Consider the following 14,906-nt stretch of genomic DNA (forward strand, 5'->3'; position numbering starts at 1 on the left):
ACCGCGTCCGAACCGCATTCCTGCGGCCCGCCCTCCGGGGCACTCGCTCTACTTTACCCGCCATTCTCAGTTCGTCAAATCCGTGTTTCGCAACCGGATTTTCCGCACCGAGAATTGCCACGATGCTAGATCGTGGGATCTTGGTAGGTTTTCCGTCAGGACGGCCGCTCCGAGCCCCTCGCGGGTCTCGCTCGCTCGCCCGTCTCCCTGGCGGCTCGGTAAACACTACCCGTCGTTCCCGGCAACTCCAAATCGGGGCGGGGCGAGCACGGTCACACCTCGGGCGAGGCACAAAACCTCAGGTCAGCGCCCTGATTGCCGAGAACGAGCCGGCCCGCCGCGTGGCGCAAAACTGGACAGAACAGAAAAGGCCCGGTCCCCCGATGAGGGGACCGGGCCGCGAAGAGACACCTCAGTCGGTGACCTCGACGCCGGCGAACGTGCGCTTGCCCCGCCGCAGGACCAGGAACCGGCCGTGGAGCAGAGCAGACGACGGCACGACCGCCTCGCCGTCGGTGATGCGCTCGTTGTTCAGGTAGGCGCCGCCCTCGTTGATCGTCCGGCGAGCCTCGTTGGCGCTCGCCACGAGACCCGTCTCCTTCAGCAGCGTCCCGACGGGCGGCACCGCACCCCGTACGGAAAGCAGATTTGCCTCGGCCAGAGCGGCGCGCAAGGTGTCGGCGGAGAGCTCGTCGAGCGAACCTCGCCCGAAGAGGGCCTGACTGGCGGCAATCGCCTGCCGGGCCGCTTCCGCACCGTGCACCAGGGTGGTGAGCTCCTCGGCGAGGGCACGCTGCGCGAGACGAGCCTGCGGGCGCTCGGCCGTCGCCTTCTCCAGCTCCTCCAGCTCCTCACGGGTCTTGAAGCTGAAGTACCGCATGTACTTGCTGACGTCGCGGTCGTCGCTGTTGATCCAGAACTGGTAGAAGCTGTACGGGCTGGTCATGGCGGGGTCGAGCCATACCGCGCCGCCCTCGGTCTTGCCGAACTTGGTGCCGTCGGACTTCAGCACCAGCGGGGTGACGAACGCGTGCACCGGGCCGGCGCCGCGACGGCGGACGAAGTCGACCCCGGCGGTGATGTTGCCCCACTGGTCGGAGCCGCCGAACTGCAGCTGACAGCCGTTGCGCACGTGCAGCTGGTAGAAGTCGTTGGACTGCAGCAGCTGGTAGCTGAACTCGGTGAAGCTGATGCCGCTCTCCAGCCGGTTGCGCACCACGTCACGGGCCAGCATCTTGTTGACCGGGAAGTGCTTGCCGACGTCGCGCAGGAAGTCGACGACCGAGACCGAGCCCGTCCAGTCCAGGTTGTTGACCAGGGTGGCGGCGTTCTCCCCGGTGTAGGTGACGAACGGCGAGAGCTGCTCGCGGATGCGCTGCACCCAGCCCTCGACCACCTCCGGCGGGTTCAGGGTGCGCTCGGCGGACTCGCGCGGGTCGCCGATCTGCCCGGTCGCGCCGCCGACGAGCAGCAGCGGCTTGTGCCCGCCCTGCTGCAGGCGCCGGGCGGTGCAGACCTGCATGAGGTGACCGACGTGCAGCGAGGGCGCGGTCGGGTCGAAGCCGACATAGAACGTGATCGAGCCACCGTCGAGTGCTTTGCGCAGCTCGTCGGGGTCGGTCGAGTCCTGGATCAGTCCGCGCCACGTCAGGTCGTCTACGAGAGTCACGCACGGATTCTCCCGCACCGGTCCGTGCGGATCACACCGGGTTTCGGGGATGCTGATCGGATGGGTCACCTGGGTAGCGCGAAACCGCCGATCGAGATCAGCAAGAAGAAGGCCGAGGAGCGGCTGGAGGCGGCGCAGGAGCGGCTGCTGCGCCTGCGCCTGACCCTGGGCGGCCAGATCGGGGACAAGAAGATCGGGCCGCCGCTGTGTGTGCTCTTCGAGGGCTGGGACGCGTCCGGCAAGGGCGGGGCGATCAAGCGTCTCGTGGCTCCGCTCGATCCCCGTCACGTGCGGGTCTCCCAATTCGCCGCTCCGACGTACGACGAGAAGCGCCACCATTTCCTGCAGCGTTTCTGGAATGTGTTGCCCGGTTCCGGCGGGATGACGGTGCTGGACCGCTCCTGGTACGGGCGGGTCCTGGTGGAACGGGTCAAGAAATTCGCCACCGCGGATCAGTGGAAGCGGGCGTACGACGAGATCAACGAGTTCGAGCGCACGCTGACCGCCGAGGGAATGATCCTGGTCAAGTTCTGGATGCACGTGTCGGACGAGGAGCAGCTGAAACGGTTCGAGGATCGGGCCGAAGACCCCTTGCGGGTGTGGAAGCTGACCGACGAGGACTGGCGTAACCGCGAGAAGCGAAAGGCTTACGGCGAGGCGATCGAAGAAATGCTTTCCCGTACGGATCAGCCGCGCGCCCGCTGGCACGTCATCCCCGGCGACGACAAGGGTTACGCGCGCTTGGCCGTCGTCGAGCAGGTTTGCCACGTCGTGGAGAAGCGGCTCGCCAAGCTCGGCCTGTTGAGCTGATTAGTCCGCTTTGCCCGATATCCTGAGGGCATGAGCAAGTTGCTGTTGAGTCTGGCCGCCGTGGTGGCGGGCGTGGCCGGCACCGCCGGAGCCGCGGTCGCCACCGAGCCCACGCCGCAGGCCACGGCCACACCCGTCGCGTCACCGGCCGTGGCCGTGTCGGCCGCACCCGCCGCACCCGCCGTGCCCGCCAAGCCGCAGGTCAAGGGCAAGAAGGCGGTCGCGGTGGTGGTCGTGCGCACCCGCTCCGGGGTGACCGGTCAGTCGGTGTTCACGCTGGTCGGGGCGTCCACGAAGCAGGAAGCCGCGATCCTGCGCCTGGCCTCCACGCCGGCGTTCCAGACGGTGCGCCCGAAGTACGTGGTCGCGAACACGCGCGGCCGGTACACGTACAACATGGAAGTCGGTTTCGGGGACAAGACCAAGAAGCGGGTGATCGTCGTGGAAGGCGCTCCCGGCACGCCGAAGGTCGCGCTGGACCTCATCAAGATGATGACGAGCCTGGACGTACCGGACGCGGCGGTCAACTTCCCGCCCGGGTTCCCGTTCAACTGATGCCGATGACGGCCTCCGCCGCAGCGGGCGGAGGCCGTCGTCACACCACCAGCTTGCGCGCCGAAGCGGCATCCGGCGCCGCCACCGCGAGCTCCGCGAGGCGACGGCACTCGTCGTAGGTGTACCGCGCCAGCGAGGCCCGGACCGCCGGCACCGCGCGCGGCGACATCGACAGACTGCCGATGCCGAGCCCGGCGAGCACCGGGGCCAGCCCCGGATCGGCCGCCGCCTCCCCGCACACGCCGACGGGTTTGCCGCTGTCCCGCCCGGCCTCCCCGCAGATCGCGATGAGCTGCAGCAGCGCGGGCTGCCAGGGGTCGAGCAGGTCGGCCAGGTCGCCGCACATCCGGTCGGCCGCGAACGTGTACTGACTCAGGTCGTTGGTCCCGATGCTGAGGAAGTCGACGACGCCGAGCAGGTCCCGGGCCCGCAGCGCCGCGGCCGGCACCTCGATCATCACCCCGGCCTTGGGCAGTCCCGCCTCGTGCACGGCCGCCGCGAACTCGGCCGCCTCGGTCAGCGTCGACACCATCGGCGCCATCACCCACACGTCCGCGTCGCAGTCCTGCGCCGCCGCCGCGATCGCCGCGAGCTGCGTGGTCAGCACCTCCGGGCGCCGCCGGGCCACGCGCAGACCCCGGACACCGAGTGCCGGGTTCGGCTCGCCGTCCTGGTTCAGGAACGGCAGTGGCTTGTCGGCGCCGGCGTCGAGCGTCCGGATCACGACCCGCCGCCCGGCCATCCCGCGGAAGACTTCCCGGTACGCCGTGACCTGCTCGTCCTTCGTCGGTTCGGCGGTGCGGTCGAGGAAGAGCAGCTCGGTGCGGAACAGGCCGACGCCCTCGGCGTGGACCTCGTCGGCGGCCGGTACGTTCTTCGCCGACCCCACGTTGGCGAGCAGTTTCACCGCATGCCCGTCCGCGGTCGCGCCCGGACCGGCGAGCTCGGACCCGACCCGATTCTCCGCGTGGAAAACCGAATCGGCGGGCCCGACTTCTCCCGTCGCGCCGTCCACCCGGATCAGAGTGTGCTCCGGAATGTCCAGGATGCCCCGGCAGGCGACCACCGCGGGCAGCCCGAGCGCCCGGGCCAGGATCGCCGTGTGACTGGTCGGCCCGCCGATCTCCGTCACCAGCGCCAGCACCTGCGACGGGTCCAGGTCCGCGGTGTCGGCCGGCGCCAGATCCCGGGCCACCAGAACATAGGGGTGACCGGGCTGCGGCACTCCGGGCATCGGCAGCCCGAGCAGCACCGCCACCGCCCGGTCCCGCAGGTCGTCCAGGTCCGCGACCCGTTCCGCGAGATAGCCGCCGGCCTCGGCGAACATCTCCCGGAACGTCCCGAACGCGGCGCCGATCGCGTGTGGCGCGTCGGTGCCGCCCTCGACGTGCTCGCGGACGGCGTCGCGCAGTTCCTCGTCGTCCGCCATCAGCGCCTCGGCCCGCAGCACCTCGGCCACGGTCTCCTCGGACGCCCGGTCGGCCCGCCGTTCCAGCTCCGCGACGACCTCGGCGAGCGCCGCGAAGGCCCGCGCCACCTCGGCCTCGGGGTCGGCCACCGGGGTGGGCGGGGGCAGTGCGGGCGCCGCCGCGATCCGCAGCAGCGGACCGGCGGCGACACCCGCGCACACCCCGATCCCGGAGAGGCCGGCAACCTCAGGCATCGCCGGCACCCTCAAGAGCGTCCAGGTCCTTGGCGAGTAGCGCGGCCAGCCCGTCCAGGGCCTCGTCGGCCCCGTCGCCGTCGGCCTCCAGGACGACCTCGGTGCCCTGCTTGGCGCCGAGCGCGAGCACCGACAGCATGCTCTTGGCCGGCACCGGCTTCTTCTCGCCGACCCGGATGGTGACCTTCACCGGGGCCTTCGCCGCCGCCTCGACGAAGATCTTGGCGGGGCGGGCGTGCAGCCCGCTGGCGGAACCGACGGCAACCGTACGCGTGGGCATGAACCCTCCTAAGGCTCGATGGTGACCTTGATGGCTTCGCCGCGCTCGACGATGCCGAACGCGTCGATGGCCCCGTCCAGCGGCAGCCGGTGCGTGATCAGGTCGGCGACCGGGACCGCGCCGGTGGCGACGAGTTCGAGGGCCTGCTTGTTGTGCGCCGGGCTGGACCCGTTCGCCCCGATGATCATCAGCTCGCGGTAGTGCACGAGGTTCGAGTCGCAGGTGATCGTCGGCTTGTCCTTGGGCAGGCCGCCGAAGAAGCTGATCCGGCCCTGCCGCGCGGCCATCTGGATCGCCTGCTCCTGCGCCTTGCCCGAAGCCGCGGCGGTGATGATCACGTCGGCGCCACGCCCGCCGGTCAGCTTCAGGACCTCCTCGATCGGGTCGACCTCGGCCGCGCAGATCGCCGCGTCCGGCTTGACCAGGTTCGCGGCCATCTCCAGGCGCTGCCGGCTGAGCTCGACCAGGAAGACCCGGGCGGCGCCGCGGGCCCGGGCGAGCCGGACGTGCAGGCAGCCGATCGGACCGGAACCGATCACCACGACGTCGTCGCCCTCACCGACCCGGGCGAGATTCTGCGCGTTGAGCGCGCAGGCGAGCGGCTCGGCCACGGACGCCTCGGCGAACGAGACTCCCTCCGGGATCCGGTTCAGGCCATCAACCTTCAAGACCTCCTTGGGTACGACCATGAACTGCGCGAATCCACCCTCGAAGTGGTAACCCATCGACACCTGGTTCGGGCAGATCGTCATCCGGCCACGCCGGCATTCGTCGCACTCGCCGCAGGGGATCGCCGCGATCACCTGCACCCGGTCGCCGGGCGCCCACCCCTCGACGCCGTCGCCGACGGTCACCACCTCGCCGGCGATCTCGTGGCCCATCACCCGCGGCGGGTGGATGTGGTGGTGACCGAACTTGGAGATCTTCACGTCGGTCCCGCACGTGGAGCAGTTCCGGACCCGGATCTTCACCTCGCCCGGGCCGGCCTCGGGCTCCGGCACGTCCTCGAACCGCACGTCACCGGGAGCGTGGAATCGCACGACCTTCATGAGTTGCTGTCCTCTTCTTTCAGGGCCCCGAGCAGCCGGATCACGGTCTCGGGATCGGTGGCCTCGCGCAGTTCACGGGCCTGGTCCTCGTCGAGCAGGATCTCGGCGAGGGCGGCGAGCAGTTCCACGTGCCCGTCGCCGTTGGCGGCGATGCCGACGCAGAGCGTCACCGGCTCGCCGTCCCAGTCCACGGTCTCCGGGAAGCGCAGCACCGACAGCGCGTCCCGGTTCACCAGTTCCTTGCCGCCGAGGGTGCCGTGCGGAATCGCGACACCCTCACCGACGTACGTGGAGATCGACTGCTCGCGGGCGAGCATAGTGTCGACGTAGCCGGGCTCGACCGCGCCGATCTCCACAAGGGCCCGGCCGGTGCGGCGGATCGCGTCGTCGCGGTCCGCCGCCGTCTCGTCGAGCCGGATCGCCCGGCGGTCCAGCAGCTCAGACATTGAGGTCGGTGCCCTGCTGGATGGCCTTGACCACCTTGGTGACGGCCGGGTCGCCCAGGAAGACCTGGAACGGCACGATCGGCTTGCCGGGCGCGATCGAGCGGGCTCGCGCGGCCAGGCCGTTGTGGCAGACGACCAGGTCGGCGTCGGCCGGGATGGAGTTCACCGGGGTGTGCTCCACGGTGACCCCGCTCTTGCCGAGCTGTTTGCGCAGCGTGCTGGCGAGCATCACACTGCTGCCCATGCCGGCGTCGCAGGCGACGACGAGCTTGTGAATGTCCTTGCCGTTGATGATGGCCATGGCCGGGACCTCCGTTCGTGGTGGTTAGGCGGTTTGTTCCTTGCCGGTGACGGTCGCCTCGGAGGCGACGACCGGGTGCTGGGTGCCGGCGGTCTCGGCGGCCAGGATGGCCTCGTCGGACTCGGCCTCGTCGGCCTCCTGGTCGGACTTGAGCTTGCCGAAGCCGAGCAGCAGCGACGCGACCCCGAAAGTGACCGCGGCGGCGATGATGACGCCGAGAATCATCCCGAAGTAGCCGTCCTTCGCGGTGACCGCGAAGTAGGCGAAGATGCTGCCGGGCGCCGGGGTGGCGACCGTGCCCGTGCCGGTGATCATGAAGGTGGCCACGCCGGACATGCCGCCGGCGATCATCGCGAGGATCAGGCGGGGCTTCATCAGCACGTACGGGAAGTAGATCTCGTGGATGCCGCCGAGGAAGTGGATGATCATCGCGGCCGGGGTGCTGGGACGCAGCGACTTCGGGCCGAAGAACAGGTAGGCGGCGAGCAGGCCCAGACCGGGGCCGGGGTTCGACTCGATCATGAACAGGATCGACTTGCCGTGCTCCTGCACCTGCTGCACACCGAGCGGGCCGAATACGCCGTGGTTGATGGCGTTGTTCAGGAACAGCACCTTGGCCGGCTCGACCAGGATCGAGGCGAGCGGCATCAGGCTGTGGTCGAGCAGCCAGTCGACGGCGTTGCCGGCGGCCTTGGTCAGCCCGTCGACGACCGGGCCGACGGCCAGCTTGCCGAGGATCGCGAAGCCCGCGCCGATGATGCCGGCCGAGAAGTTGTCGATCAGCATCTCGAAGCCCGGCTTGACCTTGCCGTCGATCGCGTTGTCGAAGAGCTTCAGGACGTATGCGGTGAGCGGCGCGATGATCATGGCACCGAGGAACATCGGCACGTCCGCGCCGACGATGACGCCGAACGTGGCGATCGCACCGACGACCGCGCCGCGCTGGCCGTGCACGATCCGGCCGCCGGTGTAACCGATCAGGACCGGCAGCAGGTACTTGATCATCGGGTCGACGAGCTCGGCCAAGGTGGCGTTCGGGATCCAGCCGACCGGGATGAACAGGGCGGTGATCAGGCCCCAGGCGATCAGGGCACCGATGTTGGGCATCACCATGCCGGCCAGGTAACCGCCGAGCTTCTGCACCGAAGCCCGGAAACCGCCGCCGGTGACCTCGGGGGTATACGAAGAGGCCATGAGGATCTCCATTCATTGGACTGGGGTCGTGCTGGTCCCCCGTACTAAAAAATCGGTTTTTGTATCTGAATTTCGGGTTTGCTACGGGTAGCGGCAGGCCGCGACCTTGCGGCCGCCGATCATCTATCGGGGGTACGTCAGTGGGGGCTGATCGGTCGGGACAGGTCCGGGTGAGCATCCAGCCGGACGGTCGTGCGGTTCAGGTCCTCGGGTCGCGGCATCCGGCTGCCGGGCAGGCTGACCGCGGCCGCACCCCAGGCCAGGCCCTCGATCAGCGCCGCCTCGCCGCGCGCGCCGGCCGCGAGGAACCCGGCGAGCAGGGCGTCACCGGCACCGACGGTGCTGCGTGGCGTGGTGACCGGGGAGATGCCGGTGAGCACACCGGACTCGTCGACCAGCACCGCGCCGTCCGCGCCGAGGCTGGCCAGCACGGTTCCGGCGCCGGCCTTGCGCAGCCGGTCGCAGGCGTCGAGCACGTCGCCGAGCGTGGTGAGCTCGCCGCCGACCGCCTCGGCCAGCTCCTCCCGATTCGGCTTGACCAGGGCCGCGCCGGCGTTGACCCCGGCCAGCAGGGCCGGACCGCTCGAGTCGACGGCGAGCCGCGCGCCGGCCGCGACCAGCCGGTCGCAGAGCGCCGCGAACGCCTGCACCGACGGGCCGGGCGGCAGGCTGCCGCAGAGCACCACCCAGTCGGCCCCCCGCGCGGCGGCCAGCACAGCGTCGCTGACCTGGTCGAACTCGGCCGTGGAGAGCACCGGGCCGGCTTCGTTGATCTTCGTGACCGTGCCGTCCGGTTCGGCCACGGTGATGTTGGAACGTGTCCGTCCGGCGATCGGGACGGCCACCAGGTCGACGCCCTCCCCCTTGAGGAGGTCGACCAGTTGCTCGCCCTCGGCGCCGCCCGCCGGGACGACCGCGGTGGAGCGGACGCCGTTGGCCAGCAGCGCGCGGGAGACGTTGACGCCCTTGCCGCCCGGGTCGATGTGCGAGTCGGCGGCCCGGAGAACAGCGCCGCGCAGCAGCTCGTCCACTTCGAGCGCCCGGTCGACGCTCGGGTTCAGAGTGACGGTGAGGATCATGCTTTCACCAACCGGACGCCGGTGGCCTCGACCTCGGCCGCCAGCTCGTGGTCCAGGCCGTTGTCGGTGATCAGCAGGTCCAGCTCGGTGAGACCGCCGAACCGGGCCAGATAGTCGTTGCCGATCTTCGTGTGGTCGGCGAGCAGCACCACCCGGCGGGCCGCGGCGATCATCGCCCGCTTGACCGCCGCCTCGGCCGGGTCGGGGGTGGTCATGCCGCGCTCGACCGTGCAGCCGTTGGTGCCCATGAAGGCCACGTCGACATACATCTCGGACAGTGGCCGCAGCGCCCAGTCGTCCACCGTGGCCAAGGTCTTGCCCCGGACCCGGCCGCCGAGCAGCAGCACCGACAGGTTCGGCTTGATGCCGAGCATCGCGGCCAGCACCGGGGAGTTGACCACGACCGTGAGCTCCCGGTCGGCGGGCAGCAGCTGGGCGAGACGGGCGGTGGTCGTCCCGGCGTCCAGAATGATCGCGCCGTCCTCCGGGATCTCGGCCAGCGCGGCCTTCGCGATCCGCTCCTTCTCGCTGATCAGCACGGCGTCGCGGGTCGCGAGGGCGGGCTCGAAGCCGAGCCGCTCGACGGGGATCGCTCCACCGTGCACCCGGCGCAGCACGCCGGCCCGTTCCAGCACGGTCAGGTCCCGCCGGATCGTCTCGGCCGTGACCGTGAAGCTGTCCGCCAGCGCCACCACGTCGACCCGGCCCTCGGCGCGGGCGCGCCGCACGATCTCCTGCTGCCGTTCCTCCGCGTACATCCACTCACCGCCCTGGCATTGATTTTGCTTTGTCTTTGTTTACGCCCGCTTCTGTCCGAGCGCAATATGTCAAAGAGATTTCGGTCTCCTTACATGGGAAGTCGTGGTAGGCAAATCCGGCGCATATGGTCATCTCCCCCGCACCCGACGTAAGCGACATCGATGCCCGGTTGTGTGGCTTTCCCCCAAGAACGCGCGCCGTGCCCACGGCTGCACCCCAGCCGCGGCTCACCCCGCCGACCGGCGCCCGGCGTTGCCGAACAGCCCTTGAGACAACCACCCGCGCGGGTCGGGAGCCGGTGCCGGCGCGGACTCCTCAGTCCACGGTCCGGGTGGCGACCGTGGCACGGCCGGCTCAGTCCGCGGTCAGGGTGGCGACCGTGGCGCGGATCTGGGCGCGGAGCCAGGCGTGGGCGCCGTCGGCGTCGTACCGCCGGTGCCAGGCCATGGCGATCTCCTTGGCCGGGAGGTCGAGCGGGGGCTCCAGCGCGACCAGGCCGAGGGCTTCCACCGCACGGCTGCCGAGCCGGGCCGGCATCAGCCCGACCAGGTCGGTGCGGGCGACCACGATCAGGGCGGCCCCGAACGTCGGGACGGCCAGCGCCACCTGACGGGCCAGGCCCATGGCGGCCAGGGCCTCGTCGATCGGGCCGGTCAGCTTGCCCCGCCGGGACGCGCTCACGTGGTCCGCCGCGGCGTAACGTTCCACGGTCAGCGCCCCCGACGTCAGCGGGTGGCCGGCCCGGACGACGGCGGCCATCCGGTCGGTGAAAAGCGGCTCGACGACGATCTCCGGCGGCGCGCCCTGGATCACGCCGATGTCCAGGTCGGCCTGACCGTCGCGGAGCTGGGAGCTGCCGTCGGAGGCCGGGTCCTCCCCGAGGAAGCGCAGGCTCACCCCGGGCGCCTCGCCGTGGACCCGGGCCAGCAGTTCCGGGCCGAGCGCGATCGCCACGTCGTCGGCGAGCACGGTGAAGACCCGCTGCAGCGCCGCCGGGTCGGGCGGACCGGGTGGCGTGAAGACCGCGCGGGCGCGTTCGACCAGGGCGTGAACCTCGGTGCGCAGTTCGTGGGCGCGTGGGGTGAGGACCATCTGCCGGCCGGAGCGGACCAGGATCGGGTCACCGATCGCGGCGCGGATCCGGCCCAGGGCGCGGCTCGCGGCGGGCTCGGACAGGTGCAGGCGACGCGCGGCGCCGCCGACGCTGCCCTCCTCCAGCAGGGCGTCGAGGGCGATCAGGAGATTCAGGTCCAGATTCATATGCGTCTGACGCAACCTTCCCCTGCAAAGCATGCATTTGACGTTAGATATAGCCGATCCTAGCGTCGGATCCATGAGACGTGAGAACTCGACACTGGCCCTGACGTGCCTGACCGTGCTGGTGCTCCAGTCGCTGGTCGCGGGCATCAACCTGGCCATTCCGCAGCTCGCCGCGAGCGATCTGCACGCGGACGCGAGCGACCTGGTCTGGATCGTCGACGCGTACGTGCTGGCCTTCGCCGGCCTGCTCATCCCGGCCGGCGCGCTCGGCGACCGGCTCGGCCGCAAAGGCGTGCTGATCACCGGGCTCGCGCTGTTCGGCGTGGCCAATCTGGTCAGCGCCCTGGCCCCGAACGTCGCCGTGCTCCAGGCCGGTCGCGCGCTCGGCGGCGTCGCGGCCGCCCTCGCCCAGCCGGCCACGCTCGCCCTGCTGCTGCACACCACCCGGCCGGAACGGCGCCCGCACGCCATCGCTCTGTGGACCGCCTGCATGGGCTTCGGCGGCATGGTCGGCAACCTGGTCGCCGGGACCGTCCTGCAGTACTTCGACTGGCCCGCCCTGTTCCTCACCTTCGTCCCGGTGGCGATGCTGCTCGTGGCCGGCGTCGCCGCCTGGGTCCCGCGCGCGCCGCGACACGACGCGTCGACCGACCCGATCGGCACGGCGCTGCTCACCGGCGGGCTGTTCGCGCTGCTCTACGGCATCATCGAGGGCCCCGGGAAGGGGTGGACCGACCCCGTGGTGGTGGCGTCCTTCGCCGCCGGGCTGCTCGTCCTCGGCGCCTTCGCCGGGCACGCGCTGCGGTCCCGCAAGCCCCTGCTCGATCCCCGCATCTTCCGGATTTCGACGGTACGGGCGGGAGCCCTCGGCGTCGGTGCCACGTTCTTCGCGTTGTTCGGCCTGTTCTACGTGAACGCACAGTTCCTGCAGGACGTCAAGGGGTACTCGGCGCTGCTCACCGGTGTGGCCATCGGTCCGCTGGCGATCGGGATGGGAGTGGTGTCGCGGCGGGCGGTGCCGCTCGCCCAGCGCTACGGGCCGCGGCCCGTCATCACGGCCGGACTGTCCGGCATCGTGATCGGCCTGGCGCTGCTCTCCACGGTGGACGCCGGCACGCCGTACCCCGTCTACGCCGCGTACCTGCTGCTGATGGCGGCCGGGATGGGACTCTGCGCACCCGCCCTGACCGGTGGGATCCTCGCCGGGCTGCCGGCCGGCAGCGCCGGCCTCGGCTCAGGCCTGAACTCGGCGGCGCGGGAAGTCGGGGCCGCGCTCGGCGTGGCAGTCATCGGCACCGTGCTGAACTCGCACCACGCACTGCGCTCGCCGGACGACTTCCTCGCCGGCCTGACCGTCGGCTACCGCGTACTGGCCGGAGTCCTCGTGCTCGCCACGGTCGCCGTGGTGACGATGTGGCCGGCCCCCGCCCGTGACCCGGAGAAGGCGTCCGCGCTGGTCTGACCGGCCCGGTCGAGTCCCCGGCTGGTTCTGACGGTTGTTGTTCGCACCCCATGACAACCGCCGGAACCAGCCGGGACCGGGAGCACGGCCGCAACCCGGGCCCATGACGCAGCTCGCGCCCACACCCGCCCGCGCCCGGCAACCCGCACCCGACCGACCGCACCCCAGCAAGCCGGACCCTCGCCCGCGCCCGGCAACCCGCACCCGGCCGCCCGCGCCCGGCAACCCGCACCCGGCCCGCCGCGGCCGACCTGGCAGTGGGAGGACCAGCGCTTCGTGTCCGGCCGCCGGCACGCTGACAACTGCGCTCGGCTGCTCGGCGGGCGCGGCACCACGAAGTGGGGGTGCCGCGCCGGGCGTGGATCGGGGCGGGGTGGGTGTGAGTGTGGGTGGGGGGACCGGCGGGGGCGGATGGTCGCCGGGCGGGCCGGCACCGGGATCAGGTGGCGGGCCCGGACCGGGGACGGGCGGGTGCGGTCGGGTGCGCGGCTGGGTCGTACCAGAGACTGATTTTGATCTTTTATCGGTCGTCGGCCGGGACGTACGCGGGGAGGCCGAGCGTCTTGCGGATGGCGTTCTGGACCTCGTCGACGGGCGGGCGGCCGTCGACGTCGTGGACGACCTCTTTGCGCTGGAACAGTTCGAGGACCGGGCGCGTCTTCTCGTGGTAGTCGCGCAGGCGGGCCTCGAGCGCCTCGGGCGTGTCGTCGGAGCGGGTGGTCAGCTCGTGGCCGCAGATGTCACAGCGGCCTTCCTGCTCGGGGCGGTCGCCGATCAGGTTGTAGTCCATGCCGCAGTTCGGGCAGACGCGGCGGCTGAGGACGCGGCGGCGGACCTCGTCGTCGGGGAGTTCGAGGTGGATCACCGCGTCGAGGTCGAAGCTCTCCATGAAGAACTCGGCCTGCCGGCCGTTGCGCGGGAAGCCGTCGATGACGAACCCGTAGTTCCAGTCGTGCTGGCGCAGCCGATCCTGCACGACCGACTCGACCAGCTCGTCGCTGACCAGTTCGCCGGTCGCCATGGTCCGTTTGACCTGGGCACCCATCTTGGTGTGATTGCGGACGTTCCACCGGAAGATGTCGCCGACGCCGATGTGGACCAGGTCGAGATCCTTGGCCAGCAACTGGGCCTGGGTGCCCTTGCCGCTGCCCTGCACTCCCATGATCACGTACTTGCGCATGTGGCTGGCCTCCTCAGTCAGCCGCGCCGATCCGCAACGGGCCGGGCGCGGGGCCGGTCAGTGTGGTCGGGTCGATGCTCCAGGCGGCCGCGACCCGGAACACGTCACGTTCGGAGACCAGGATGGTGGATTCCTCCGGGTCGTAGTCGCCCGGGAGGCCCGCTTCCCGTTCGGCCGGGCCGGGCTCGCCGAACCACGAGGTGACCTCGCCGGTCTGCCCCACATACCCGAACGCGCGCACGAGATCACCCTTCACCGCGCGCTGCCATCGATGCAACTCTGTTACCCGATGTGTGGCGAAGTACTGCACCTCGGTGCCGAGCGTCGCGGAGAGCGCCACCACGTCCGGGCCGGGGGTCATCAGCAGCCGGCCCGGGGCCAGCACCCAGGACGTGTCGCGGGCGCCGGGCAGCGGCGGGGTCACCGCCACCCGGTCGTCGTTGAGGTGCGCCACGTCCAGGCCGTCACGCCAGCCGACGGTGCCGAGGTCACGCAGGCCGAGAGCGGCGAGGACGGCTTCCGGCGAGGCGCCGGCAACCGCCAGCCACGCCTGCTTGCCGCCGAAACCGATCATGACGTCATCCATGTCAGCAACGCTATCCGAGTGTCCGATTATGCCCAGCCGTAATCGTGCCGGAGCTTGTCCGCCACCCAATCGAACCGGGCCCGGTCGAGGATCGCGCCCTCGCGGCGGATGCCGTCCTCCTCGACCTCCAGGACCCGGTCGAGGCGCAGCCAGCTCGGGCGTTCGCTGCGGTCCCAGTCGCCGGCGCCGAGGGCGAGCCAGTTCGGCTGGCCGTCGCGCTCGCTCTGACTGGAGAGCATCAGGCCCAGGAGGGTACGGCCGTCGCGGCCCACCACCAGGACGGGACGATCCTTGCCCTGGCCGGGGTCGTCCTCGTAGGGGACCCAGGTCCAGACGATCTCGCCCGGGTCGGCGTCGCCGTCGAGGCTGGGGGCGTAGGCGATGGTGCGCCCGCGGTCCTGGGTGGGGATGTGCCGGGGTGGCCGGGGTTTCGCGGGCGCGGGGGCCGCGGGCCGGGTGGTGCGGCCCGTGGACTTCGGGGGCTGTCCGCCGAAGATCCGGCGCAGGAGGGAGATCAGTGTTTCGAGCACCGCTGAACCTTACGGCCTTCCCGGAACTGTACGGCCATACAGTATGACGATACAGTCCGCGCCACCGCCGGCAGCCGGGAAGG

The 14,906-nt window shown here is 70.8% G+C and carries 16 protein-coding genes; 3 read left to right on the plus strand and 13 right to left on the minus strand.

Annotated elements, in window-relative coordinates; genetic code table 11:
* Nucleotides 1–412 precede the first annotated feature (412 nt).
* Nucleotides 413–1,669 carry a tyrosine--tRNA ligase gene (gene tyrS / locus ACH442_RS25080; protein ID WP_396340536.1) on the minus strand — a complete coding sequence of 419 codons (1,257 nt, stop codon included), beginning with the start codon at nt 1,667–1,669 and terminating at the stop codon, nt 413–415.
* A gap of 60 nt (nt 1,670–1,729) precedes the next feature.
* On the opposite strand from tyrS, the gene ACH442_RS25085 reads away from it, so the two are divergent.
* Complete coding sequence (locus ACH442_RS25085) at nt 1,730–2,479, plus strand: polyphosphate kinase 2 family protein (RefSeq protein WP_396340537.1); 750 nt, start codon at nt 1,730–1,732, stop codon at nt 2,477–2,479.
* Between the two features lie 30 nt (nt 2,480–2,509).
* Nucleotides 2,510–3,034 carry a hypothetical protein gene (locus ACH442_RS25090; RefSeq protein WP_396340538.1) on the plus strand — a complete coding sequence of 175 codons (525 nt, stop codon included), beginning with the start codon at nt 2,510–2,512 and terminating at the stop codon, nt 3,032–3,034.
* Nucleotides 3,035–3,074: 40 nt separating this feature from the next.
* On the opposite strand, the gene ptsP is transcribed toward ACH442_RS25090, so the two are convergent.
* From ptsP to ACH442_RS25135, 9 genes are all read right to left on the minus strand, one after another.
* Entirely contained in the window at nt 3,075–4,697 is a 1,623-nt protein-coding gene (gene ptsP / locus ACH442_RS25095; protein ID WP_396340539.1) for a phosphoenolpyruvate--protein phosphotransferase, read from the minus strand.
* Complete coding sequence (locus tag ACH442_RS25100) at nt 4,690–4,977, minus strand: HPr family phosphocarrier protein (protein ID WP_396340540.1); 288 nt, start codon at nt 4,975–4,977, stop codon at nt 4,690–4,692. Before ACH442_RS25100 ends, ptsP begins: the two co-directional genes overlap by 8 nt.
* Before the next feature lie 8 nt (nt 4,978–4,985).
* Nucleotides 4,986–6,026 carry a zinc-dependent dehydrogenase gene (locus ACH442_RS25105; RefSeq protein WP_396340541.1) on the minus strand — a complete coding sequence of 347 codons (1,041 nt, stop codon included), beginning with the start codon at nt 6,024–6,026 and terminating at the stop codon, nt 4,986–4,988.
* Entirely contained in the window at nt 6,023–6,472 is a 450-nt protein-coding gene (locus tag ACH442_RS25110; protein WP_396340542.1) for a PTS sugar transporter subunit IIA, read from the minus strand. The genes ACH442_RS25105 and ACH442_RS25110 overlap by 4 nt, the downstream gene beginning before the upstream one ends.
* The gene (locus ACH442_RS25115) at nt 6,465–6,773 is read right to left on the minus strand and encodes a PTS lactose transporter subunit IIB (RefSeq protein WP_396340543.1); all 309 of its coding nucleotides are present in this window, start codon (nt 6,771–6,773) and stop codon (nt 6,465–6,467) included. Before ACH442_RS25115 ends, ACH442_RS25110 begins: the two co-directional genes overlap by 8 nt.
* A gap of 24 nt (nt 6,774–6,797) precedes the next feature.
* A complete protein-coding gene (gene mtlA / locus ACH442_RS25120; RefSeq protein ID WP_396340544.1) occupies nt 6,798–7,967 on the minus strand; it encodes a mannitol-specific PTS transporter subunit IIC in 1,170 nt (389 codons plus the stop codon).
* A gap of 137 nt (nt 7,968–8,104) precedes the next feature.
* Complete coding sequence (gene pfkB, locus ACH442_RS25125; protein ID WP_396340545.1) at nt 8,105–9,046, minus strand: 1-phosphofructokinase; 942 nt, start codon at nt 9,044–9,046, stop codon at nt 8,105–8,107.
* Complete coding sequence (locus ACH442_RS25130; RefSeq protein WP_396340546.1) at nt 9,043–9,804, minus strand: DeoR/GlpR family DNA-binding transcription regulator; 762 nt, start codon at nt 9,802–9,804, stop codon at nt 9,043–9,045. The genes pfkB and ACH442_RS25130 overlap by 4 nt, the downstream gene beginning before the upstream one ends.
* Before the next feature lie 355 nt (nt 9,805–10,159).
* On the minus strand, nt 10,160–11,065 hold the full coding sequence (locus ACH442_RS25135) for a LysR family transcriptional regulator (RefSeq protein WP_396340547.1): 906 nt from the start codon (nt 11,063–11,065) through the stop codon (nt 10,160–10,162).
* A gap of 73 nt (nt 11,066–11,138) precedes the next feature.
* Here ACH442_RS25135 and ACH442_RS25140 point away from each other — a divergent pair, with 73 nt between their 5' ends.
* Complete coding sequence (locus tag ACH442_RS25140; protein WP_396340548.1) at nt 11,139–12,527, plus strand: MFS transporter; 1,389 nt, start codon at nt 11,139–11,141, stop codon at nt 12,525–12,527.
* Between the two features lie 520 nt (nt 12,528–13,047).
* Here the strand turns inward: ACH442_RS25140 and ACH442_RS25145 are convergent.
* From ACH442_RS25145 to ACH442_RS25155, 3 genes are read right to left on the minus strand one after another with little or no spacing between them, the layout of a single operon-like run.
* On the minus strand, nt 13,048–13,707 hold the full coding sequence (locus ACH442_RS25145) for an adenylate kinase family protein (protein WP_396340549.1): 660 nt from the start codon (nt 13,705–13,707) through the stop codon (nt 13,048–13,050).
* 13 nt (nt 13,708–13,720) lie between these two features.
* A complete protein-coding gene (locus ACH442_RS25150; RefSeq protein WP_396340550.1) occupies nt 13,721–14,293 on the minus strand; it encodes a hypothetical protein in 573 nt (190 codons plus the stop codon).
* A 26-nt stretch (nt 14,294–14,319) separates the two neighbouring features.
* On the minus strand, nt 14,320–14,823 hold the full coding sequence (locus tag ACH442_RS25155; RefSeq protein WP_396340551.1) for a type II toxin-antitoxin system PemK/MazF family toxin: 504 nt from the start codon (nt 14,821–14,823) through the stop codon (nt 14,320–14,322).
* Nucleotides 14,824–14,906 lie beyond the last annotated feature (83 nt).

Source organism: Actinoplanes sp. NPDC020271, from assembly GCF_044388125.1.
In the GTDB taxonomy this organism is placed as follows: domain Bacteria; phylum Actinomycetota; class Actinomycetes; order Mycobacteriales; family Micromonosporaceae; genus Actinoplanes.